The organism is Propioniciclava sp. MC1683, from assembly GCF_014164675.1.
Classification (GTDB): Bacteria; Actinomycetota; Actinomycetes; order Propionibacteriales; family Propionibacteriaceae; genus Propioniciclava.
On the sequence record NZ_JACJFX010000021.1, the window covers coordinates 25,523 to 49,821 of the forward strand.

16 protein-coding genes are annotated in these 24,299 nt (G+C 73.0%); 6 read left to right on the forward strand and 10 right to left on the reverse strand.

Annotated features, from left to right (window positions below; all coding sequences use genetic code 11):
- Window positions 1–5 precede the first annotated feature (5 nt).
- Together H5397_RS12210 and H5397_RS12215 are read right to left on the reverse strand one after the other, a co-directional pair.
- On the reverse strand, window positions 6–3,149 hold the full coding sequence (locus H5397_RS12210) for an ATP-dependent DNA helicase (RefSeq protein ID WP_182817751.1): 3,144 nt from the start codon (window positions 3,147–3,149) through the stop codon (window positions 6–8).
- Between the two features lies 1 nt (window position 3,150).
- On the reverse strand, window positions 3,151–6,231 hold the full coding sequence (locus H5397_RS12215; protein WP_182817753.1) for an ATP-dependent DNA helicase: 3,081 nt from the start codon (window positions 6,229–6,231) through the stop codon (window positions 3,151–3,153).
- Between the two features lie 186 nt (window positions 6,232–6,417).
- On the opposite strand from H5397_RS12215, the gene H5397_RS12220 reads away from it, so the two are divergent.
- The 4 genes from H5397_RS12220 (at window position 6,418) to H5397_RS12235 (ending at window position 9,546) form a co-directional block, all read left to right on the forward strand.
- Window positions 6,418–6,594, forward strand: coding sequence for a DUF6019 family protein (locus tag H5397_RS12220; RefSeq protein WP_182817754.1), 177 nt, complete (start codon window positions 6,418–6,420; stop codon window positions 6,592–6,594).
- A 4-nt stretch (window positions 6,595–6,598) separates the two neighbouring features.
- A complete protein-coding gene (gene ligD / locus H5397_RS12225; protein ID WP_182817755.1) occupies window positions 6,599–7,510 on the forward strand; it encodes a non-homologous end-joining DNA ligase in 912 nt (303 codons plus the stop codon).
- Between the two features lie 94 nt (window positions 7,511–7,604).
- Entirely contained in the window at window positions 7,605–7,835 is a 231-nt protein-coding gene (locus H5397_RS12230; RefSeq protein WP_182817758.1) for a DUF3107 domain-containing protein, read from the forward strand.
- Window positions 7,836–7,962: 127 nt separating this feature from the next.
- The gene (locus H5397_RS12235) at window positions 7,963–9,546 is read left to right on the forward strand and encodes a DEAD/DEAH box helicase (RefSeq protein ID WP_375539446.1); all 1,584 of its coding nucleotides are present in this window, start codon (window positions 7,963–7,965) and stop codon (window positions 9,544–9,546) included.
- A 45-nt stretch (window positions 9,547–9,591) separates the two neighbouring features.
- Here H5397_RS12235 and H5397_RS12240 read toward each other — a convergent pair whose 3' ends face one another.
- From H5397_RS12240 to H5397_RS12255, 4 genes are all read right to left on the reverse strand, one after another.
- Window positions 9,592–10,449, reverse strand: coding sequence for a hypothetical protein (locus H5397_RS12240; RefSeq protein WP_182817759.1), 858 nt, complete (start codon window positions 10,447–10,449; stop codon window positions 9,592–9,594).
- Window positions 10,449–11,579 carry a tryptophan--tRNA ligase gene (trpS, locus tag H5397_RS12245; protein ID WP_182817761.1) on the reverse strand — a complete coding sequence of 377 codons (1,131 nt, stop codon included), beginning with the start codon at window positions 11,577–11,579 and terminating at the stop codon, window positions 10,449–10,451. Before trpS ends, H5397_RS12240 begins: the two co-directional genes overlap by 1 nt.
- 176 nt (window positions 11,580–11,755) lie before the next feature.
- Window positions 11,756–12,604, reverse strand: coding sequence for a PHP domain-containing protein (locus tag H5397_RS12250; RefSeq protein WP_182817762.1), 849 nt, complete (start codon window positions 12,602–12,604; stop codon window positions 11,756–11,758).
- Between the two features lie 52 nt (window positions 12,605–12,656).
- A complete protein-coding gene (locus H5397_RS12255) occupies window positions 12,657–17,417 on the reverse strand; it encodes an NAD-glutamate dehydrogenase (RefSeq protein ID WP_182817763.1) in 4,761 nt (1,586 codons plus the stop codon).
- A gap of 104 nt (window positions 17,418–17,521) precedes the next feature.
- Between H5397_RS12255 and H5397_RS12260 the strand changes: the two genes are divergently transcribed.
- A complete protein-coding gene (locus tag H5397_RS12260) occupies window positions 17,522–17,992 on the forward strand; it encodes a DUF2505 domain-containing protein (RefSeq protein WP_182817765.1) in 471 nt (156 codons plus the stop codon).
- 15 nt (window positions 17,993–18,007) lie between these two features.
- On the opposite strand, the gene pruA is transcribed toward H5397_RS12260, so the two are convergent.
- The 3 genes from pruA to H5397_RS12275 form a co-directional block, all read right to left on the reverse strand.
- Window positions 18,008–19,639, reverse strand: coding sequence for an L-glutamate gamma-semialdehyde dehydrogenase (pruA, locus tag H5397_RS12265; protein ID WP_182817766.1), 1,632 nt, complete (start codon window positions 19,637–19,639; stop codon window positions 18,008–18,010).
- A 92-nt stretch (window positions 19,640–19,731) separates the two neighbouring features.
- Window positions 19,732–20,538 (reverse strand): Ku protein, encoded by an 807-nt coding sequence (locus tag H5397_RS12270; protein WP_182817767.1) that lies wholly within the window; start codon window positions 20,536–20,538, stop codon window positions 19,732–19,734.
- 5 nt (window positions 20,539–20,543) lie between these two features.
- A complete protein-coding gene (locus tag H5397_RS12275; protein WP_182817769.1) occupies window positions 20,544–21,002 on the reverse strand; it encodes a DUF6912 family protein in 459 nt (152 codons plus the stop codon).
- Window positions 21,003–21,084: 82 nt separating this feature from the next.
- On the opposite strand from H5397_RS12275, the gene H5397_RS12280 reads away from it, so the two are divergent.
- Window positions 21,085–21,579, forward strand: coding sequence for an Rv3235 family protein (locus H5397_RS12280; protein ID WP_182817770.1), 495 nt, complete (start codon window positions 21,085–21,087; stop codon window positions 21,577–21,579).
- Between the two features lie 3 nt (window positions 21,580–21,582).
- Here the strand turns inward: H5397_RS12280 and secA are convergent, their stop codons facing one another.
- Window positions 21,583–24,276, reverse strand: a complete 2,694-nt coding sequence (secA, locus tag H5397_RS12285) for a preprotein translocase subunit SecA (protein WP_182817781.1) — start codon at window positions 24,274–24,276, stop codon at window positions 21,583–21,585.
- Window positions 24,277–24,299: the final 23 nt, after the last annotated feature.

Sequence of the window (24,299 nt, forward strand, 5' to 3'; positions counted from 1 at the left end):
CGACCCTAGCGAGTGGGCGTCAGCCTGCCCACCAGGCGTTCCAGCCCCGCGCGGTCGGGCAGCCCGGACGGCCGCACCAGCACCCCGCGGGTGACGTCGAAGAACGCGGCGTCCACGTCGTCGACGGCCAGCCCGTTCAGCTCGGCCCACGCGAGCCGGTAGACGGCGAGCTGCAGCGGGTTGGCCCGGCCCCGGCCGGTCTTCCAGTCCACGACCTCGGGTCGGCCCCGGTCGGTGAACACGGCGTCGATCCGCCCCCGCACGACCTGGCCGGCGAGGAACAGCGAGAACGGCACCTCGGTGGCGTGCGGCGTCCGGTCGGCGAAGGGACCGGCCTCGAACGCGGCCACCAACCGGGCGAGGTCGGCGTCGGTGGCCACGTCCTCGTCGGGGTCCTCCAGCAGCGCGGGGGTCGCCACGAACCGGCGCTCGAGCCACGCGTGGAACAGCTCGCCCACCCGGGCGGCCCGGCGGGGCGGGCGGGGCATCGGCCGGGCGAGGGCGGCGAGGTAACCCTCGGCGTCGTCCTCGAGCGCGATCAGGGCGGTCGCCGACAGGTAGGGCGGAAGGGCCACCCCGGCGTCCGCCCGGCGCAGGCGTGCCTCGGCCAGCAGCTGGTCGGCTGCCGCGTCCCACGTCGCGACGACGGCCGCCTCGTCGAGCAGCAACCCGTCGGGGTCGGGCCGGTCGCCGGCCCGCGCCCGCTCCACGGACGCCGCCGCCTCGGCCCGGCGGGCCCGGGCGGCGGCGTCCATCGGCGCCGGCCACGGGAAGCCCCGGCCCTCACCCAAGAGCGGGTTCTCGGCGGAGACCTCGGCGTGGGTGGCCTCGGCGGCGAACCGCTCGAGCACCCGCAGGTAGGGCGAATGCTGGCGGGGATTCTTCAGGTCGCTCCACGCGTGGGTGGTGGCCACGAGGTGCTGGCGCGCCCGCGTGACCGCGACGTAGGCGAGCCGGTCGTCGGCCCGGCGGGCCTCGTCCTTCAGCGCCTGTGCGTAGCCCTTGCTGGCCGCATCCGACACGTCCGTCAGCTGCGGCACGTTCGCCGCGTCGCCGCGCAGGTCAGCGGGCAGCACGGCCGAGGCGCTGAGCCAATTGCCCTGCACCCGGTCGGAGGGGAACACCTTGTCGGCCAGCGCGGGCAGGTACACGTCCTCCCACTCCAGGCCCTTGGCCCTGTGGATCGTGAGCAGCTTCACCGAGTCGGACGCCGTGGGCACCGCCTGTTCCAGGCCCACCCCCCGGTCCTCCTCGGCGGCCAGCCAGGCGAGCAGCCCGGTCAGGGACCCGTCGCCGTCCACGTCGGTGTAGCCCGAGACCTGCGCGACGAAGGCGTCCAGCTGGCGGGTGCCGCCCGGGCCGCGCAGCGCGAGCTCGACCTCCAGCCCCAGGCTGGTGACCACGCGCCGGACCAGGTCGGTGACCGGCCCCCCGGCGTGGGCGCGCAGCGACGCGAGCTCGGCCGCGCACGCCGCCATGCGCCGGCGCCCCTCCGCCGTGTACGGACCGTCCCCGAGGTCGGCGAGCGCCTCGGCGAGGCTCGGGGCATGGGCGGCCTCGGTGGTGTCGATGATGCGCGCGATCTGCTCGGCGGGGGGCACGTCGTCCCAGGACGGGGCGCCGGCCAGGTCGCGGGCACGACGCCCGAGGGCCGCTAGGTCGGCCGGCCCGATCGCCCAGCGGGGGCCCGTGAGCACCCGGACCAGGTCGGGGTTCGCCGTCGCGTCGCCGAGCACGCGCAGCACCGCGACCACGTCGGCGACCTCGGGCACCTGCAGCAGCCCGTCCAGGCCGACGATCTCGACCGGGATCCCGCGGGCGACGAGCTCGGCGTACAGCGGCCGGATGTGGGCGTTGCGCCGGGCCAGCACCGCGATGTCGGACCACGCCCGGGCCCGGCCGGAGTCGTGCGCGGCCGCGATGTCGTCGGCGACCCACCGCACCTCGTCGGGCCACGTGTCGAAGCTGGCGACCCGGATGTCCCCGGGCGGCGTGCCGGGCGGGGCGACGAGGTCGGTGTCGATGCCGTCCCACTGCAGCTCCTCGTCGGCGCGCAGCGGCGCCGACAGGGCGTTGGCGGCGTCCAGGATCTGCTGGCCCGACCGGCGGTTCACGGTGAGGGCGTACGGGGTGGCGGGCGTGCCGTCGGCCTGCGGGAACTCGTGCGCGAACGTGATGATGTTCGCCGCGGCCGCACCGCGCCAGCCGTAGATCGCCTGGCACGGGTCACCAACCGCGGTCACCGGGTGCCCGCGCCCGTCGGCGGCGGTCGCCCCCGAGAACAGCGCCTTGAGCAGTTCGGCCTGGGCCGAGGAGGTGTCCTGGTACTCGTCGAGCAGCACCACCGCGAACTGCTCGCGCAGCAGGGCCGACACCGCCGGCACCCGGCGGGCCAGCTCGGCGGCCACGCCCATCTGGTCGGCGAACTCCACCGCCCCCAGCTGGCGCTTGGCCCGCTGGTAGCCCTCAACGAGGCCGGCCAGCTCCACCCGCTCGGCGGCCACCGCGGCGGCCTTCTTCATCGACGCGTAGAGGTCCTTGGTCCGCGAGCGCGGCGACTGCTCGACGTCGCGGAGGAATTCCTCGGCGTGCGGCACGAGGTCGGCCGGGTCGACCAGGTGCGAGGCCAGGTCGCCGTCGAGGGCCAGCACCTTGTCGGTGACCGAGTCGGGCCGCAGCCGGGCGACCTGGTGGAACGGCCCCGGCGCCGCGGCCACGACCCGCGAGGCGATCCGGAACCGGGCCGCCCCCGTCACCATCCGCGCGTCGCCCTCGACCCCGATCCGCAGCCCGTGGTCGGCGACCAGCCGGGCGGCGAACGCGTCGTAGGTCATGATCAGCTGCTCCCCGGCGTCGTCGATGCCGTCGGTGTCGACCACCCCGGCCCGGGCCAGCGCCTCGCGGACCCGGGAGCTGAGCTCGGCCGCGGCCTTGCGGGTGAACGTCAGCCCCAGCACCTGCTCGGGCCGCACCTGCCCCGTCCCCACGAGCCACACCACACGGGCGGCCATCACCGTGGTCTTGCCCGACCCCGCGCCGGCGATGATGACGCCGGGCTCCAGCGGGGCGGTGATCGCGTCGAGTTGTTGGTCGGAGAACGGGATGCCCAGGGCGTCCGACACCTGGGACCGGTCGGTGAAGCGCGCCACGTCAGACCACCTGCCCGCTGCGGGCCGGGCAGCTCGACCGGACCGGGCACCACTGGCAGTGCCCGCCGGGCTGCGCGTCGAACCGGCCGGAGGCGAGCACCCGCCGCGCCTGCGCCACCTTGTGGTGCACCCAGGTCGGGTAGGCCCGCTCCTCGGGGTCGTCGGTGAGGTGCGGCTTCTCGGCCAGCGAGGGCTGCCGGAAATCCTTGGGCCAGCCCGGTGAGCCGTCGTGCCGCAGGTAGACCAGGCTCGCGCCCACCGCGTGCGCCCCCGGCGCGTGCTGATCGAAGCCGCCGTGCTCGATGGCGAGCTGGTACACCCCCAGCTGCGGGCTGGCCGCCGCATCGGCCACCGTGGGCAGCGACCGGCCGGTCTTGAAGTCGACCACGCGCAGGTCCCCGGCCGGGGTGCGCTCGAGCCGGTCCACCGACCCCGCCAGCACCACCGTCTCGCCGTCCACCTCGACCTCGGCGCGGAACGGCACCTCCACCCCGACCACGTCGGCGTGCTCGTGCCCGGCCTGCCAGGCCACGAACCGCTCCACCGCGGCGTCGGCCTCGGCCCGCTCGGAGGCCGACAGCCACGCGGCCGGGAACGGGATCGTCGCCCACACCTCGTCCAGCAGCTCGGACGCCGTGGCCTGCGTCAGCTCCCCCGTGGCCGCGCGCTCGGCGACCGCGTGGATCACCGAGCCGAGGATCGTGGTGGAGCCCCGCGGGGGGTCGGCCTTCACCTCGCGGCCCAGGAAGTACTGCCGCGGGCAGGTCAGCACCGACTCGAGCTGGCTCGGGCTCAGCCGGATCTCGTCGCCGCGCGGGGGGGCCGTCGTCCCGGTCGGGTCGAGCAGCCCCCACCAGCGCGCGGGGTCGGCGTCGGGCGCCAGCGCCCGCCCGTCGTCGTCGACCGCGTCGGCGAGCGTGGCCAGGCGCGCAGCGGCCGCCTCGCGCAGCCCCGGGGACAGCTCCGCGTCCTGGGCCACGCGGCGCAGTTCGGCCACGAGGGCGCGCAGGGTGTGCAGCCGGGCGGGCGGGTCGACCATGTGCCGGATCGGCAGGCCGAGCTCGGTGAGGAAGCGGGACGGACGGTCCTCCTCCCCCTCGGTGCCCTCGACCGCGGTGACCAGCAGCCGGCCTTGCGCCCGCGAGCACGCCAGCAGGAACAACCTCCGCTCGCTGGCCACGAGCTCGCGCGTCACGACGCCCTCGCCCAGGCCGGTCGACGTGAGCCGCTGGGCGTCGAACACCGACCCGCGGCGGCGCACGTCGGGCCACACGCCCTCCTGGACCCCGGCCACGACGGTGAACGCCCAGTGCCGGCCCTTGGCCCGGTGCGCGGTCAGCACCCGGACGCCCCGGCCCGAGACGGCCGACTCGCGCTGGCTGTCGGCCGGGATCTGCTGCTGGGCGACCTCGGCGAGGAACCACGCGACGCCGTCGGCGCCACCGGGCGCGAGCGACTCGTGCGCCAGCTGGAACAGCGCCACGATCGCGTCGAGGTCGCGGTTGGCCCGGGCCGCGCCGTCGCCGGACCGCAGGGCCTCGGCCCGCAGTGCCTCGGGCCACGCGGTGCCCGACCACAGCTCCCACAGCACCTCGTCGGGGCGCGCCCCCTCAGCGACGAGCCGGGCCGCCGACGCGAGCAGGTCCCGGCGGCGTTCCAGCTCGGGCTGCTCGGGCGGCAGGGCCCGCAGCCCGCCGAGGGCCTCGGCCACCAGGGTGGGGGCGGGCGTGCCGCCGGCTGCGGGGTCCGACCCCCGCAGCAGGCGGCCGAGCGTGCGGATGCTGACCGCGTCGAGCCCACCCCAGCCCGACAGCAGCAGGCGGTGCGCCTCGTCGGCGTCGGGGACGCCCCCGCGGCCGGCCACCTCCAGCGCCAGCAGCAGCGGCCGGACGGCGAGCTCGGAGGCCAGGCCCACCTCGTCGCCCGCCACCTCGACCGGGATGCCCGCGTCGGCGAGTGCCCGGGCCAGGGGCGGGATCTGGGAGCGCCCCGACCGCACCAGCACCGCCATCTCACCCCAGGCCAGCCCCTCGTCCAGGTGGGCGGCGCGCAGCTCGCCGGCGATGTGCCGCGCCTGCGTCGCCTCGTCGGGGAAGGTGAGCGCCTGCACCGTGCGCAGCTCGGTTGCGCCGGCCGGGCGCGGCGTGCGGTAGGCCTGCGCCAGGTCGGCGTCGACGGCCGGCGCCCCCAGCCGCCGGGCCAGGGACGCCAGCGCCCCGGCTTGGGCCTGCGACCGGCCCCATGCCGTGCCGAGCACCTCGACGCGCGGGGTCACTGCGGGCCCGGTGAACAGCTGCAGGAACGCGGACGCGGCCCGGGGGTGCGCGCCCCGGAAGCGGTAGATGGACGTGTCGGGGTCGGCCAGCGCCACCACGGGCAGGCCGTCGGGCACCAGCGCCCGCACCAGCTCCATCTGGGCGGGGTCGAGTTCGGCCCAGTCGTCGACCCAGACCGCGCCGAACTGGCGGCGCACCGAGGCGAGCACGTCGTCGCGCTCGAGCAGGATGCGCGCCCGGTGCACCAGCTCGGAGTAGTCGAGCTTGGCCTCGGCGTCGAGGATCGTCAGGTACTCGGCCATGAACGCCCCGACCGTCACCCAGGCCGGCTCGCCCGCGGCGGCCCCGAAGGCCGCCACGTCCTCGGGGCCGAGCCCCAGCTGCCGCGCGCGGGCCAGCACCGCGCGCACCTGCTGGGCGAAGCCCCGCGTGCCGACCGCGGCCTCGAGGTCGGCCGGCCACTGGCCGCGCCAGCCGCGGAGCAACTCGCGGATGCGGAACTCCTGCTCGGGGGCCGTCAGCAGTTCGGGCACGGCGTCGTCGGCATCGCCCCAGCGGCGCACCAGCGCCAGGCAGAACGCGTGGATGGTGAGCACCTGCGGCGCCAGCGTGGTGCGCCCGGCGGCCCGCACGATGCGGTCGCGCAGCTCGGACGCCGCCTGCCGCGTCGCCGCGAACACCAGCGGTTGGGTCACCCCCGAGCGGATGCGCTCGGCCACGGCCTCGACCAGCAGGGTCGTCTTCCCCGTGCCGGCCGCCCCCAGGACGAGCACCGGGCCCGTCGCGTCGGCCACCACGTTCACCATGGCCCCCATCCCAGCACACGCCTCGGACATTCCCCGATCGGCCCCCGCCCGGCGGACCGAACCCACTCCACCGGGTGGCTCGCGCGCGAGGTTCTGACAATTCCCGTGCCCGAGCCACCCGGTGGAGTGGCTTTCGTCCAGCCTCCCGATCACCCACCCCGCAACCCAGACGGGTACCGTGTGCCCATGGCGATGAACGGTTTCGAGTGGTTCGCACTCGTCGGCTTGATGATCCCGCTGGTGACGCTCGTGGTGGGCCTCATCGTGGCCTACTTCGTCATCAGGATGGCCGTGCGCGACGGCATGCGCGAGGCCCTGCGCGACGACTCCCTCCGCAGCCACCTGCCGCCGCGCGTCCTGTGAGCCCATGTCCGATGTGATGACCGAGGTGGACGGGCGCACCCTCAAGCTGTCCAACCTCGACAAGGTGCTCTACCCGAACGGGTTCACCAAGGGCGAGGTCATCGCCTACTACCACGCGATCGCGCCGGTCATGCTCCCCCACCTGGCCGGACGCCCCGTCACCCGGATCCGCTTCCCCAACGGCACCGACGCCGCGAACTTCTTCGAGAAGAACATCCCCAACGGGACACCCGAGTGGGTGCACGTCCACCATGTCGTCGGCAGCAGCGAGGACATCACCTACCCGATCGTCGACGACACCCCCACGCTGGTCTGGCTGGCCAACCTGGCCGCCCTCGAGTTGCACACCCACCAGTGGCGCGCCGACCCCGACGCACGGCAGACCACCATCGACGACGACCTCCCCCTCGACCAACTCGTCATCGACCTCGACCCCGGCCAGGGCGTCGAGATGCCGCTCATCGCGACCGCCGCGCTGATCATCTCGGGGGAACTCGCCGACGCGGGGCTGACCCCCTTCGTGAAGACCTCCGGCTCCAAGGGGCTCCAGCTCTACGCCCCCTTGGAACCGACCCCCGCCGGCACCCTCGTCCCGTGGGTGCGCACCTTCGGGGAGAAGCTGGTCGAACTCCACCCCGAGCTGTTCGTCACCGAGATCGCCAAAGCCGCCCGCGCGGGCAAGATCCTGGTCGACGTCAACCAGAACCTCCCGGGTCGCACGACGGTGTGCGCCTACTCGCTGCGGGCCAAGGCCGAGCCCACGGCGTCCACACCGCTCACCTGGGACGAGGTCGAGGCCGCCACCGAGGGTGCCCCGCTCACCTTCACCTCCGCCGACGTGCTGGCCCGCGTCGAGCGGCAAGGCGACCTGTTCGAGCCCCTCCTGACCGGACGCCGCGGCCGCCTGACCGCCTGACCCCGGCCCGTCCCGTTCGCCCCGCGCGAAGCGCGCCGGGTTCTGTCGGTGCCCGCGGGTAGGGTGAACCCGCAACCACTCAGAAGGGGTCCAGATGGAAGTCAAGGTCGGAATCCGCCACGTGGCGCGCGAACTCGTGGTCGAGACCAAGGACTCGGCCGACGAGGTCGAGGGGGCCCTCACCGACGCCCTGGCCAAGAACGGCGTGTTCACGCTGATCGACGACAAGGGCCGCAAGGTGCTCATCCCGGCCGCGCAGGTGGCCTACGTCGACCTGGGTGCCGAGCACGCCCGAGCGGTCGGTTTCGGCGCGCTCACCTCCTGAGCGCTACCATGGGCGGGTACGCACGGCACATGTGCGTCCCCGCCGCTTGAGCGCACCCATGCGCGTCGCGCCTCGGTGACGGGTATCGTTGCCCGGCCTCGCGGCCGGAAAGTAGTGAGGCACTCCCCTGACCGAGACCACCCTGCCCGAGCAGGCAGACACCGCAGAAACCACCCCACCTGAGGCCCCCGAGGCCACCCAGATCCCCGATGAGGCGCCCCAGCCGACCTTCGCCGACCTGGGCGTGCGCGCCGAGATCGTCGAGTCGCTGGCCCGCAAGGGCATCACGCACCCCTTCCCGATCCAGGCCATGAGCCTGCCGATCGCGATGGCCGGCACCGACATGATCGGCCAGGCCCGCACCGGCACCGGCAAGACCCTCGCGTTCGGCATCGCCGTCCTCGAGCAGGCCGTCGTGCCGACCGACCCCGGCTACGCCGACCTGAAGTACCCGGGCAAGCCGCAGGCGCTGATCATGACGCCCACCCGTGAGCTGGCCCTGCAGATCACCGACGACCTCAAGGACGCCTCGCAGGTGCGCCACGCGCGCATCCTCACCGTCTACGGCGGCGTCGGCTACGAGCCGCAGCTGGAGGCCCTCGAGAGCGGCGTCGACGTGGTCGTCGGCACGCCCGGCCGCCTGCTCGACCTGGCCAACCGCCGCAGCCTCGACCTGAGCCACGTGAAGGTACTCGTGCTCGACGAGGCCGACGAGATGCTCGACCTGGGCTTCCTGCCCGACGTGGAGCGCCTCATCGCCCGCACCCCCGCCTCCCGCCAGACGCTGCTGTTCTCGGCCACCATGCCGAGCGCGATCGTCGGCTTGTCGCGCAGCCACCTCACCCAGCCGGTGAACATCCGCGCCGAGGCCCACGACGCCGAGATGACGGTCCCGGACACGACCCAGTTCGTGTACCAGGCCCACGACCTCGACAAGCCCGAGATCGTCGCCCGCATCATCCAGGCCGACCACGCCGGCAAGGTCATGGTCTTCACGCGCACCAAGCGCGCCGCCCAGCGCCTGGCGGACGACCTCGAGGAGCGCGGCTTCTCGGCCACCAGCATCCACGGCGACCTGTCGCAGGTGCTGCGCGAGAAGGCCCTGAACAAGTTCCGCGAGGACCGCGTCAAGGTCCTGGTCGCGACCGACGTGGCCGCCCGCGGCATCGACGTCTCGGACATCACGCACGTCATCAACTACGAGTGCCCCGACGACGACAAGACCTATGTGCACCGCATCGGCCGCACGGGCCGGGCCGGCGCCAAGGGCGTGGCCGTCACGCTGGTGGACTGGAAGGACATCACCCGCTGGAAGGTCATCAACAAGACCCTGGACCTGGCCCATCCCGAGCCGCCCGAGACGTACTCCACCAGCGCGCACCTGTTCACCGACCTGAACATCCCCGAGGGCACCAAGGGGCGGCTCCGCGACGCCAAGCCGCGCGAGGAGGCCCCCAGCGAGCGTGCGCCGCGCAAGCCGCGCGAGGAGCGTCCGCGCCGCGACCGCACCCGCCGTCGCCTGCGCAACGGCGAGGTCGTGACGGACGCCGAGGGCTCGGCCCCGGCGCCCGGCCGGACCGGCGAGACGGCCGAGTCGACGGACCAGGGCATCGAGGCATCCGAGGGTGACGCTCCGCGTCGCCGCCGCCGTCGTGGCGGCCGCGGGCGGGGTCGGGGAACCGGCGAGGCCGGCGCCCCCGCCGCCGAGTAGTGCTCCGGGGGCCTCTCGACCCCCGGCGGTGGCCCGCGCCGCGCCTCAGAACCGGTCGGGCTCCTCAGCGTTGAACGGCAGCGCCTTGTGGCCGTCCGCGCGCACCACGAGCCGGTCGAACCCGCCGCCGGTCGCGCCGAGGACCTCGGTGGTGTGCGGCCCGAACAGCAGGCCGACCTGCGTGGCCGGGTCGGCCGATCGCTTGCGGTCCTGCCGCAGCCAGCGGCGTCCGTGGGCCGTCAGGGCGAGCGTGGTGCCCTGGCGCACGATGAGTTCCACCCGCTCGCCGGCGTCGTTGGTGCCGTAGTCGAGGCGGACGGCGTGCACCAGGCCCGGGTAGCCGAACTCGATCCGCTCACGCTCCACCGGGCGGCGCCCGGCGGTGTCGCGGACGACGGCCTCGGCCCGGTCGGCCTCGGCGTCCACGGCGGCCCAGTGCTGGGCACCCGGGTCGACCGAGGCGAAGCCGGCCGGGACGACCCGCTCGCGCAGCGCCGCCACCAGCCGGGGCGCCTCGTCGTCGGAGAAGCCCGGGAAGAGGTCCTGCTCGATGCCGGATCCGCCGCGCACGGCGACGACCGGGGTCTCCCGGCCGTCGACGAGGCCGGTGCCGATCGCCAGGACGTCGGCCCAGGCGCGTCGGCGTCCGAGGGGGGTGGCGAAACCGGCGGGGTCGAGGCGCACCATGCCCTGGGTCAGGCCCTCCAGGGCGAGCACGATCGCCATCACCAGGAACGGAGTGACGATGGCCACGAGCACGCCGGAGTCGACGTGCGGGGCCCGGACGAACCCCACCAGCGCCGCGACGAATGCGGCACCGAACAGCGCCACGCCCAGCAGGCCCCAGAACCCGCGGCGGCCGGAGCGGCGCGAGACGACCCACGTGGGGTTCGCGGTCTCCATCAGTAGACCATGCCCATCGCCTGCCGGACCTCGGCGAGGGTGGCGTCGGCCACCGCGTTGGCCCGCTCGTTGCCCGCGCGCAGGACCTGCTCGATGTGGCCCCGCTCGGCCTCGAGCTCGGCCCGGCGGGCGCGGATGGGCGCGAACTTCTCGTTGAGAACCTCGGTGAGGTACTTCTTCAGGCCGCCCCCGCCGCCGTCGCCGATCTCCTCGGCGATGGCAGCCGGGTCACGGTCGGCGCACAGCCCCGCGAGCGTGAGCAGGTTGGCCACGGTCGGGCGGTTGACCGGGTCGAAGGTGATGTGGCGGTCGGAGTCGGTGACCGCGCGCTTGATGATCTTCGCCGTCTCGTCGGCGGTCATGCGCAGCTCGATCGTGTTGCCCTTGGACTTGCTCATCTTGGTGCCGTCCATGCCCAGGATCAGCGACCCCGAGCTGAGCAGCGCGTCGGCCTGCGGGAAGATCGGGCGGGCCGGGTCGACGCGGCCGTAGCGCTCGTCGAACCGACGCGCCACCACGCGGGTCTGCTCCAGGTGCGGCAGCTGGTCCTTGCCGACGGGCACGAGGTTGGCCTTGCAGAACAGGATGTCCGCGGCCTGGTGCACCGGGTAGGTGAGCAGCAGGCCGGACATGGGGCGTCCGGCGGTGGCCTCGTGCTCGGCCTTGACCGTGGGGTTGCGGTACAGCTCGGAGTCGGTGACCAGCGACAGGAACGGCAACATCAGCTGGTTCAGCGCCGGGATCGCCGAGTGGGCGAAGATCGTCGTGCGCGCCGGGTCGATGCCCACCGCGAGGTAGTCGGTGACCAGCGAACGAACCCGGTCGCCGATCTCGCCCACGCCGTCGCGGTCGGCGATCACCTGGTAGTCGGCCACGAGCACGAAGGTCTCGACGCCGGCGTCCTGCAGGCGCACCCGGTTGGCCAGCGACCCGAAGTAGTGCCCGATGTGCAGGTGGCCGGTCGGCCGGTCGCCGGTGAGCATGCGGAAGCCCGAGGGGTCCTTGGCGATCTGGTCCTCGATCGCCCGGCTGCGCTCCTCCGAGCGGCGCAGGGACGCCTCGGAGGTCGAGGCGGCCAGGGCGTCCGCGGCCTCGGTGTCGACCTCGGTCGCGGTGACCTGCTCGGTCATGGGTTACTCCTGTTCGTTCGGTCCCACGGGCACGCAAAACGGCCGCCCGCTGGACGGCCGTGGTGTGCGTGGGGGGGACGGGGCCGTCGTTACGGCCGCCACCATCCCCCGCGTGTCATGGGGCCATCCTAACGTGCCAGACGGTGACCCTGCGCACCGCGTCCGACCGGGCGTCCTCAAGGGCGGCCACCGCGGGCCTGGATCCTGCGCACGATCTCGGCGTGGGCGTCCGGGTGGGTCAGGCCGGCCCCCAGCGGGTTGTTGCGCTTGCCCAGGCCGTGGTGGTCGCTCGACCCGGTGACGATGACGCCGAGCCGCTCGGCGACCGCCCGAAGGTCGGCCCGGGTGTCGTCGTCGTGGTCGGGGTGGTCGACCTCGATGCCGTCCAGGCCGTGCTCGAGGACCAGTTCGGCGAGGAACGCCTCGGGCAGGTCGCCCCGGCGGCCCCGGCCCCACGGGTGGGCCAGCACGGCCACGCCCTTCGCGCGGCGCACCAGCTCGATCGCGCGGGTCAGCTCCGTGGAGTACCGGTCGACGTAGGCGGGGCTGCCCTCGTGCAGCCACAGCCTGAACGCCTCGTCCCGGTGCGCCACGTAGCCCTTCTCGACCATCGCGTCGGCGATGTGGGGGCGGCCCAGCGAGGTCCCGGTCGCGTGCCTGAGCACGTCCTCGACCGTCAGCGGCATGCCCAGCTCGGTCAGCCGCGCGGCCATCGTCGGCACGCGGTCGGACCGGCCGACGCGCACGCGGGCCAACTCGTCGAGGAGGGCCTCGTCGTGCGGGTCGCAGCCGTAGGCCAGCAGGTGCACCGAGGCCCCGCGCCGTTCGGTCGAGAACTCCATGCCGGCCAGGACCTGCACGCCGGCCTCCTCGCCCGCCAGCCTCGCCTCGCGCAGGCCGTCGAACGTGTCGTGGTCGGTCAGGCCGATCACGTCCAGACCCTCCTGCGCCGCCTTGCGGACGAGCTGGGTCGGGGTGTCCGTCCCGTCAGAGACGAGGGTGTGCGTGTGCAGGTCGATCCGCATCCCCCCATTCAACCGGACGCCGCGCCCGCACCCCGGCAGGCGCGGCGCCGGCTCACACCAAGAGGGTCCGGATCGTGCGCAGCGCCACCGACATCCGGGCGAGCGTCGCCTCCTCGGACGCGATCTCGACCAGTTCCTCCGCCTCGCGCTCGACGCCCCCGGCGGCGTCCACCCACGCCTCGATGGCGTCGGCGCCCGCCGTCGCCTCGGGCGAGCGCTCCAGGACGGCGCGGGCCAGGTCGGAGTGCAGGCGGGTGAGGTCGTCGCGCAGGGCCGCGCGCGCCATGGTGTCCCACCGGCTCGTGCGCGGCAGCTCGTTGACCCGGTCCGCGACCTTGTCCAGGCCGAGGTGCTCGGCGAGGCCGAAGAACACCTCCGCCACCACCTCGAGCGGACGCCCGAGCCTGGTCGCGAGGTCGACGACGGCGAGTGCCAGGTGCAGGTACGGGGCCTGCCCGGCCGTACGCGCCAGGTCCTCCGGCACGCCCGCGGCGAGCAGCGCCGCACGCGCCTCCTCGGTCTGCTCGCGCAGGTGCGCCGTGGCGAGCTGGTCGAACGAGGAGGACACCTCGGCGACGGCGTCGGTGAAGACGGCTGCCTCGCCCTTGATGTCGAGCTCGCCCCGGCGGTTGTGCAGCAGCCAGCGCGTTGCGCGCTCGATCATCTGCTGCAGCGCCACCCGGACCTGCAGCTCCACCTCCGCCGGGACGCCGGCCTCCGCGACCGCCAGCTCGTCGCGGGCCACGGCGAAGATCGTGCGGGCAGCCAGCTGGGCCCGGACGATCTCGGCGACGCTCGAGCTGGTCTCGTGGGCGAGGCGGCTGAACGCCGTGATGCCCTGGGAGTTTACGAACCGGTTGACCGTCACCATCGTGACGATCTCGCGCTTCAGCGGGTGGGCCTGCAACGCGTCGGCGAACTGGTCGTTCCGCAGGGGCCGCGGGAAGTACGTCACCAGCCGGTCGGCCAGGTACGGGTCGTCGGGCAGCGTGGAGTCGTTGACCAGGGCCTCGAGGTGGATCTTGGTCCAGGCCAGCAGCATCGCCAGCTCGGGACGGGTGAGGCCCTCCCCCTCGGCGAGCCGCCGGGCCATCTCGGCCCGGCTGGGCAGGGACTCGAGCTCGCGGTCGAGCAGGCCCACCTTCTCCAGCGAGCGCATCCACGCCTCGTGGGCACCCCCCATCGAGTCGTCCTGGGCCTGCTCGGTCGACAGCGCGATGTTCTGGTCCACGTTGTGGGTCAGCACCAGCTGGGCCACCTCGTCGGTCATCGAGGCGAGCAGGGCCACGCGGTCGTCGGGGTCGAGGCGTCCGGCGGCGACCTCGGGCTGCAGCAGCACCTTGATGTTGACCTCGTGGTCGGAGGTGTCCACGCCGGCGGAGTTGTCGATGAAGTCGGTGTTGACCCGGCCGCCGGCCTGTGCGAACTCGATGCGGCCGCGCTGGGTCCAGCCCAGGTTGCCGCCCTCGCCCGCGATCCGCGCCCGGACGTCCCGCCCGTCGACGCGGACCGCGTCGTTGGTCTTGTCCCCCACCTCGGCGTGCGTCTCGTCGGACGCCTTCACGTACGTCCCGATGCCGCCGTTCCACAGCAGGTCCACGGGCGCGAGCAGGATCGCCCGGATCATCTCGGTCGGGGTCAGGGACTTCACGCCGGCGTCCAGACCCAAGGCCTCCTGCACCTGCGGCGTGACCGGGATGGTCTTCGCCGTCCGCGGGAACACCCCGCCACCCGCGGAGATCAGGTCCTCGTCGTAGTCGGCCCAGGTCGAGCGGGGTAGCTCGAACAGCCGCTTGCGCTCGGCGAAGGAGGCGGCGGCGTCCGGGGTCGGGTCGAGGAACACGTGCATGTGGTTGAACGCCGCGACCAGGCGGGTGTGCTCGCTGAGCAGCATCCCGTTGCCAAACACGTCGCCGGCCATGTCGCCGATGCCGACGCAGGTGAAGTCCTCGGCCTGGCAGTCGACGCCGACCTCGTAGAAGTGCCGCTTGACCGACTCCCACGCGCCGCGCGCGGTGATGCCCATGCCCTTGTGGTCGTAGCCCACCGACCCGCCCGAGGCGAAGGCGTCCCCCAGCCAGAACCCGCGCTCGAGCGCGATCCGGTTCGCGGTGTCGGAGAACGTGGCCGTGCCCTTGTCGGCGGCCACGACGAGGTAGGTGTCGTCGCCGTCGTGGCGGACCACGTCCGGCGGCGGGACGACCTCGCCGTCGACCAGGTTGTCGGTCAGGCTGAGCAGCGAGGAGATGAAGATCTCGTAGCAGGCGGTGCCCTCGGCCAGCCACGCCGCGCGGTCCACGCGCGGGTCGGGCAGGCGGGCCGGCACGAAGCCACCCTTGGCGCCCACGGGCACGATCACGGTGTTCTTCACCATCTGCGCCTTGACCAGGCCCAGCACCTCGGTGCGGAAGTCCTCCGCACGGTCGGACCAGCGCAGGCCGCCGCGGGCGACCGACCCGAAGCGCAGGTGGACGCCCTGGACCCGCGGGCTGTACACGAACACCTCGTGCGCCGGGCGGGGTTCGGGCAGCAGGTCCAGCTCGCCGGGGGCGATCTTGAAGGCCAGCGCCGGGCGGTCCTCGGCGAAGGCGTTGGTGCGCTTGATGGCGCGCATGACGGCGACGAACATGCGCAGGATGCGGTCCTGGTCGAGGCTCTCGACGGCGTCCAGCGCCCGCAGGATCTCGCCGACCTCGAGGTCGTGGTCCTCGTTGCGCGCGTCGTCGTTGGGGTGCTGAGCCGGGTCGAACCGCGACTCGAAGGCAGCCACGAGCGCCGCGGTGATCTCGGGGTTGGCGTTCAGTGCGGCCGCGACGTACTGCTGGCTGTAGGGGATGCCGGCCTGCTGCAGGTAGCGGGCGATGCCGCGCAGCCAGGAGACCTGCACCCAGGTCAGGCCGGCCCCCATCACGAGGCGGTTCATCTGGCCGGCATGCGCCTGGCCGGTGTAGGACGCCTCGAACGCCTCGGCGAACCGGGCGCGGTCGTGCAGCTGCCAGTCGTCGAACGTCTGGCCCGGGGGCAGCATGAACCCGAAGTCGTAGACGTTCACCACGTCGCCGCGCAGGTCCCAGCTGAAGGGCCGCTCGTCGATCACCTGCAGGCCCAGGGCGTCCAGGTGCGGCATGACGCGCGACAGCGACATGGTGCCCTTGGTGATCACCTTGAAGCGCAGGTCGGCCGGGTCGTCGTCGCGGTCGGGCTTGAACAGCGCGAACCGCAGGTCGTCGTCGGAGGTGATGGTGTTGGCAAGGCGGAGGTCGGCCAGCGCCTGCTTGGCGGTGTAGGCCGACTCGTAGGCCTCGCCGAACTCGACCCCGCGCTCCTCGGCGGGCAGCGCGTCGGCGACCACGTTGAACTCGTCGTCCCAGGTGAGGGTCGCCGCGACGACCTCCGCCTCGAGGGCGGCCAGGTCGAGGTCGGGCTCGGGGGCGCCGTCGGGGCGCTTCACGATGAGCAGGAGCCGGGCCATCGAGCTCTCGTTGACCAGGGCCCGGAAGTCGATGTTCTCCCCGCCCAGGCGATCCTTCAGGAGCGCGGTGATCCGCTCGCGCGTGATGGTGCGGTACCGGTCGCGGGGCACGTAGACGAAGCACGACCAGAACCGGCCGTGCGGGGCCCGCTGCACGAGCAGGCGGGCGTGCCGCTGCTCGTGGACGCCGGCGATCCGGCGGACCAGGGAGACGAGGTCGTCGACCGTGTCGGCGAACCAGTTGTCGCGCGGCAGCGACGCCATCGCCTCGCGGGCGAGTTGGCCGCTGTGCGAGGAGGGGTCGACGTCGAGGGCCTCCCAGACCCACTGGGCCTTGTCCTTGACCAGCGGGATCGACTCGACCGGCTCGGAGTAGGCACGGGAGGACCACAGGCCCAGGAACCGGCGCTCCCCCACGAGGCGGCCCTGTCGGTCGTAGTCCCGGATCGCGACGTAATCGAGGTAGCCCGCCCGGTGCACCGGCGAGTGCCGGGAGTCCTTGGTCACCACCATCACCTCGGGTCCCTCGGTGATCTGCCGTGCGTCGAACACGTCGGGGCCGGCATCGCGCAGCAGGCCCAGGCCGGTGCCCTCGACCGGGGTGAAGGTGTCGCCGTCGACGGTGTACTCGCGGTAGCCGAGCAGCTCGAAGTGGTCGTCGGCCATCCAGCGCAGCAGGTCGCCGATCCGGCGCACCCACGCGGCCACCACGGGCTGTGGCGTCTCCTCGAGGTGGTGGATCGCGTCCAGGAGGCGGTCGTGCATCAGCCCGTCGTCGTCGTGGGCGAGCCGGGACGCCGCCAGGCCCTCCTGCACGCGGGCCACTGTGGCGGGTCGCAGGTCCTCGGCAGCGGTGCCCAAGGGCGGGTAGGCCTCGACCGTCATCCACGACTCCGGCTCGCCGCCACCCGGCGTGCCGTGCGGGGCGACGCCGGCGAGGACGCCGTGCGCGTCGCGCCGGACCACCAGGATCGGGTGGCGCACGGCCCGGATGCTCCAGCCCAGCTCGGTCAGCGCGGTCGAGACCGTGTCGACGATGAAGGGCCGGTCGTCGGTGACGACCTGCAGCAGCGTCGAGCCGCCCGCGCTCCACCCGTCGGCCTTCTCGCTCGGGGTGGAGAGCGCCACCAGGTCCTCGCCCCGGTGCCGCGTGCGGCCCAGGTCGAGGTGAGCGGCCGCCTGGCGCCCGGCGCGGCCGACCGGCACGCTGCCGTCGTCGCCGACCACGTGTTGCCCCAGGTAGGCGCCCACGAACGCCTCGGGGTCGGGGGTGGTGGTGATCTGCGCGAGGTCCTCGGCGACCTGCGCGAGGTATTCAGACGTCCCGACGACGGATGACATGCGGTCCCGCTCCTTTGCGTTGCCAGTGGCGATCCACAGTAGCTGGCGGCGCGTCCGCTGGGAACGTCACGGCGCAAACCGCCTCCGACCGCAATAATCGGGGCATGCAGCTCACCAGCCGTCAGGAGTTCCCGGCACCGCCCGCCGACGTGTACGCCATGGTCACCGACGAGGCGTTCCTCCGCCACGCCGCCGCCGAGATGGGGTCGCCCGACGCCCGGGTGGCCGCGTCCTCCGACCACACCGCGGTCGAGGCGTCGGTGGAGGCGCCGCCGGAGGTGCGCCCGTTCGTGGGCGAGCGGCTGGCGATCGTCCAGGAGGTGCGCTGGGGCCCGGTCGACGCCGACGGGGCCCGGTCGGGGACGTTCTCGATCACCGTCCCCGGCAAGCCGGTGACGTTCGAGGGCACCGTCCGGCTGGAGCCCACGGCGTCCGGCAGCGTGATCGACCACGCCGGCGACCTGAGCGTCCGCATCCCGCTGCTGGGGGCACGCATCGAGAAGGAGGCGGCCCCCGCGATCCTCGAGGCGCTGGACGTCCAGGCCCGCGTCGGCCGCGCCTGGCTCACCCGCTGACGCGGGCCCGCCCGCTCACCGCATGTGCGGGTAGCCCGTGGACGTGGGCGGGACCAGCGTCTCCTTGATCGCCCGGGGGCTCGCCCAGCGGATCAGGTTCCACATCGACCCGGCCTTGTCGTTGGTGCCCGAGGCGCGCGCGCCGCCGAACGGCTGCTGGCCGACGACCGCGCCGGTCGGCTTGTCGTTGATGTAGAAGTTGCCGGCGGTGAAGCGCAACCCCTCGAGCGCGGCGTCCACCGCGGCGCGGTCGGTGGCGAAGACGGCCCCGGTCAGCGCGTAGGGCGAGGCCTGGTCGACCAGCTCGATGACCTGCTCGAACTCGTCGTCGGGGTAGACGTACACGCCGAGGATCGGGCCGAAGTACTCGGTGACGAAGATGTCGGCCTTCGGGTCGGTGGAGGTGACGATCGTCGGCCGCACGAACCATCCCTTGGAGCGGTCGTACGTCCCGCCGGCGATGACCTCCATGGTCGCGTCGGCCTTGCAGGTGTCGATGACCTTCGCGAGCTTGGTGAAGGCGCGCTCGTCGATGACGGCCGAGGTGAAGTTCGCCAGGTCGCGGACGTCGCCGACCGCCAGGGCCTCGGTCTGGGCGACCAGGTCGTCGCGGATGTCCTCCCACACCGAGGCCGCGATGTAGGCCCGCGAGGCGGCCGAGCACTTCTGGCCTGAGTACTCGAAGGCGCCTCGCACCAGCGCGGTGACCAGGGCTGTGCGGTCGGCTGTCGGGTGCGCGAGCACGAAGTCCTTGCCGCCGGTCTCGCCGACCAGGCGCGGGTAGGAGCGGTAGCCGGCGATGTTGGCGCCGACCTCGCCCCACAGGCCCTGGAACACCGCGGTCGAGCCGGTGAAGTGGATGCCGGCCAGCGCCGGGTGCCTCAGGACGACGTCGGAGATCTCCTTGCCGTGGCCCGGCAGCATGTTGATCACGCCGGCGGGAAGGCCGGCCTTCTCCAGCACCTCCACCAGGAAGTGCGCGGCGAAGGTCTGGGTGAGCGCGGGCTTCCAGACCACCGGGTTGCCCATGATGGCCGCCGAGGTCGGCAGGTTGCCGGCGATGGCGGTGAAGTTGAACGGGGTGATGGCGTACACGAAGCCCTCCAGCGGGCGGTACTCCATCCGGTTCCACACGCCCGGGGCGTTGTCGGGCTGGTCGGACATGATCTGCTGGGCGTAGGCCACGTTGTAGCGCAGGAAGTCGACGAGCTCGCACGCGGAGTCGATCTCGGCCTGCTGCACCGTCTTGCCCTGCCCCAGCATCGTGGCGGCGTTCATCGTGGCGCGGTACGGCCCGGCGATCAGGTCGGCGGCGCGCAGGAAGATCGCGGCCTTCTGGTCGAACGGCAGGGCCGCCCACGCGGGCGCGGCCGCCAGCGCGGCCTCGATGGCCGCCTCGGCGTCGGTGCCGTCGGCCTGCACGACCACGCCCAGCACGTGCGCGTGGTCCGACGGCATGGTCACCTCGAAGGTGTCGCCGCCGGAGCCGGGGCGGCGCTCACCGCCGATCCAGGCGTCGAGGGCGATGGGCCCGCCGCCGGCCAGCTCGGCCAGGCGCACCTCGAGCTCGGCGCGCTCGGGCGATCCGGGGGCGTAGCCCAGCACGGGCTCGTTGACGGGCACGGGAACTCGGGTCACGGCGTCCATGGGATTCATCTTAGGCACGCGCGCCGGACGATCCCCACACGGGACCCCGCGCCGCCGGGAAACCTCGCGCGCTCACGCGCCTCGACGCGCAATCATCCCGCCTTGGCGGCGGCCTCCCGGCGCTTCTTCGCGGCCTCCACCGACGCCTTGAGGGCCGCCACGAGGTCGACCACGTCGCCGCCGCCGGCCGCCGGCTCCTCCGTCGCCTCGGGGGCCGGGGCGTCGCCCAGCTTCGCCGCCACCACGGCCTCCAGCGCCTCGCGGTAGGAGTCGGTGAACTGCTCGGGGTCGTACGGCGCGGTCAGCTGGTCGATGAACATCTTGGCCATGTCGACCTCGCCCTTGGACGCCTTGATCTCGTCCGACGGCGCCGCGAACGAGCCGTCGCGCAGCTCGTCGGGCCACAGCAGCGTGTGCAGGACCAGCAGCTCGTCGGTCGCGCGGATCAGCGCCAGCGACTCCCGCGAGCGCAGCGCGACCTTGACCACGGCCACCTTCTTCGCCTTGCGCAGCGCCTCGCGCAGCAGCACGTAGGGCTTGGCCCCGGGGCCCTCGGCCTCCAGGAAGTAGGACTTGTTGAACGCCGTCGGCTCGATCTCGTCGAGCTCGACGAACTGGACGATCTCCACCTGCTTGGCGGTGGGCAGCGGCAGGTCGTCGAAGTCGGACGCCTCGAGGATCACCATCCGCCCGTCGGCCGACTCGTACCCCTTCGCGATCTCCGCGTAGGGGACCTCCTCGCCGCACACCTCGCAGACGCGCTTGTACTTGATGCGTCCGCCGTCCTTGGGGTGCACCTGCCGGAACGTGACGTCCTTCTCCTCGGTGGCGCTGTAGAGCTTCACCGGGATCGTGACGAGGCCGAAGCTGACGGCACCCTTCCACAAGCTACGAGGCATGCCCCCTAGTGTGACAGGCGCTCCCACTCGGAGGAACCGTGCCACAGCAGCTCGGTGGTGCGCAGCAGGTCGCTGACCTCGTCCGCCTCCCACGCCGCGTCGAGGTCGGTATCCCCCACGGCGGCCCGCGCGGCCGTGGCCTTGGCGGCGCCCGCCTCGTCGTCGGCGAAGAGGCTCTCCACGGCCGACCAGGCGACGCGCTCGGCCACCACCGCGCCGAACTCGGCGGGTTCCGCGCCGGCCGCGTCGGTTTCGCACACGGCCACGAGCCGGACGCCGTGGGCCAGCATCCCCGCCACCCCGGCGACCTCGAGCAGGGTCAGGTCGGTGTCCTCGCCCTCGGGCCCACCCAGGCCGAACGCCTCGAGGAACAGGGGCGTCGCGGCGAAGCCGGTCACGTCACGAACGCCGGTGGAGGCCCAGTCCGCCAGGTCGGCGGGGGCCAGGGGCACGAAGACGAGCATGGCCCCATCGTCTCACGCGCCATCCACAAGGGGCGCCACCAGTCTCTGGCTCCGGGACACCGATCCCGCGCACAGTGGGGTCATGAGCCTGCCTGCCACCCCCCTGGCGCCGCCGTCGGCCCCCTCGACCCGGCCGCCCCTGCTGCGCCTGGTGCCACCGCCAGCCGAGGACGCCCCGACCCAGGAACCCCTGCCGGGCGAGCACGACGCGGCGCCCACCACGACCACCGAGGGGGTGGCCGCCGACGCCGAACGTGCCGCGGTCACGATCGCACGGGCGCTCGCCGAGGTACTGGCCGGAAATCGGAACCCGGCCCAGGTGCGGCCGGCGCTGGTGCCGCGCGTGGCCCACCTGCTCGACCACCTGGTGCGCAGCGGTGCCGCCGAGGGCATGCGGCTGGCAGGCCTGCGGCTGCAGAGCCCCCGCGACGGGGTCGTCGAGGCGACGGGCAGGCTGGCGTCCCCGCGGCGGTGCGCCGCGTTCGCCCTGCGCCTGGAGCGCCGGCCACGGCGCTGGGCCGTCACCGTCCTGGAGGCCGCCCTCGCCCCCGACGGGCGGGTGGCCGCCCGCTCGTGAGGATCAGCGGCGCTTCTTGTTGGAGCGGCGCTGCTTGCGGTTCTGCGGGGGCACGGGCGGCTGCACGGCCTCGGCGTCGTCCGTCGCCACCTCGGCACCGGTCTCGTCCTCGGTGTGCACCTCGACGCCGCCGCCCTCCTCCGGGCCGGAGTAGGTGAGCTGGCGCGCGGCACCGGCCACGTCGACGGCCGCACCCTGGGCGTCCCGGACGACGCCCACCTGGGGCGCGGCCTGCTGCGGTGTGACGTTGACCTCGAGGTTGAACACGAAGCCGATCGACTCCTCGAGGAAGGCGTCCATCATGGCGTTGAACATGTCGCCGCCCTCGCGCTGGTACTCGATGAGCGGGTCGCGCTGGGCCATGGCGCGCAGGCCGATGCCCTCGCGCAGGTAGTCCATCTCGTAGAGGTGCTCGCGCCACTTGCGGTCGAGCACCGACAGCACGACGCGGCGCTCGACCTCGCGCATGATCGGCGCCGTGAGCTGCTGCTCGCGGGCGTCGTAGGCGCGGTCGGCGTCGGCGAGGAAGTCGTCGACGAGCTGGTCGGCGGTGGCCGACCCGTCCTCGTAGTCGGCCTGGTCCAGGCCCACCGGGTACAGGGTGCGCAGCTGCGACCACAGGGAGTCGAGGTCCCAGTCCTCGGCGAAGCCCTCGGTGTGGTTGCGCACGACCTGCTCGACGACCTTGCCGGTCGCGTCGCGCAGGCGGGTGTCGACGTCGGCGCCCTCGAGCACGCGGCGGCGGTCGCCGTAGATGGTGTGGCGCTGGCGGTTCATCACGTCGTCGTACTTGAGGACATTCTTGCGCATCTCGAAGTTCTGGCTCTCGACCATCTCCTGCGCCTTGGCGACGGAGTTGGTGACCTGCTTGTTCTCGATCGGAACGTCGTCGGGGACGTTGAGGGCCAGCAGGACGCGCTCGATGAGGTCGGCCTGGAACAGGCGCATCAGGTCGTCCTGCAGCGACAGGTAGAACCGGGACTCACCCGGGTCGCCCTGGCGGCCGGAGCGACCGCGCAGCTGGTTGTCGATGCGGCGGCTCTCGTGGCGCTCGGAGCCCACGACGTACAGGCCGCCCAGCTCGACGACCTCGGCGTGCTCGGCGTCGCACTGCGCCTCGACCTGCGGGTAGAGCTCGGCCCAGGCGGCCTCGTACTCCTCGGGGCCCTCGACGGGGTCGAGGCCCTTCTCGCGGAGCATCGCGTCGGTGAGGAACTCGGCGTTGCCGCCCAGGATGATGTCGGTGCCTCGACCGGCCATGTTGGTGGCGACGGTGACCGCACCCTTGCGCCCGGCGAGGGCCACGATCGCGGCCTCGCGCGCGTGGTTCTTCGCGTTCAGCACCTCGTGCGGCACCCCGGCCCGGACCAGGCGCTTGCTCAGCAGCTCCGACTTGGCCACGGACGCCGTGCCCAGCAGGACGGGCTGGCCGGCCTCGTGCCGCTGCACGACGTCGGCGACGACCGCGTCGAACTTGGCGTCCTCGGTGCGGTAGATCAGGTCGGGCTGGTCGACGCGGACCATCGGTCGGTTGGTGGCGATCGGCAGCACGCCGAGGCCGTAGATCTTCTGGAACTCGCTCTCCTCGGTCTTGGCCGTACCGGTCATGCCCGCGAGCTTGTCGTACATGCGGAAGTAGTTCTGCAGCGTGATCGTGGCGAGGGTCTGGAACTCCTCCTTGATCTCCACGCCCTCCTTGGCCTCCAGGGCCTGGTGCAGGCCCTCGGAGTAGCGCCGGCCCGCCAGCGTGCGGCCGGTGAACTCGTCGACGATCACGACCTCGCCGTCACCGGTGACCATGTAGTCCTTGTCGCGGGCGAACAGTTCCTTGGCCTTGATGGCGTTGTTCAGGTAGCTGATCAGCGGCGTGTTGGCCGACTCGTAGAGGTTGTCGATGCCCAGCCGGTCCTCGACCAGGCCGATGCCCGGCTCCAGGACCGAGATGGTCTTCTTCTTCTCGTCGACCTCGTAGTGGGTGTCGCGGATCATCCGCTTCGCCAGTCGGGCGAACACCGGGTACCACTGCTTGTTGTCCTCGGCGGGGCCGGAGATGATCAACGGCGTACGCGCCTCGTCCACCAGGATCGAGTCGACCTCGTCGACGATCGCGTAGTGGTGGCCGCGCTGGACGCAGTCCTCCAGCGACAGGGCCATGTTGTCGCGCAGGTAGTCGAAGCCGAACTCGTTGTTCGTGCCGTAGGTGATGTCGGCGGCGTAGGCAACCCGGCGCTCGGCGGGGGTCATGTGCTGCAGGATGACGCCGGTCTCCAGGCCCAGGAAGTGGTGCACGCGGCCCATCTGCTCGGACTGGTACTTGGCCAGGTAGTCGTTCACCGTGACGACGTGGACGCCCTTGCCGGTCAGCGCGTTGAGGTAGCTGGGCAGCGTCGCGGTCAGGGTCTTGCCCTCACCGGTCTTCATCTCGGCGATGTTGGCCTGGTGCAGGGCTGCCCCGCCCATGAGCTGCACGTCGAAGTGTCGCTTGCCGAGCACGCGCCGGGACGCCTCGCGCACCGTCGCGAACGCCTCGGGGAGCAGGTCGTCGAGCGTCTCGCCCGCCTCGAGGCGGGTGCGGAACTCGGCGGTCATGCCGCGCAGTTCCTCGTCGCTCATGGCCTCGAACTCGGACTCGATGGAGTTCACCTGGTTGGCGATCGCCTCGAGGCGCTTGATCTGGCGTCCCTCGCCCAGGTGCATCAACTTGTCGAACAGGCCCACGT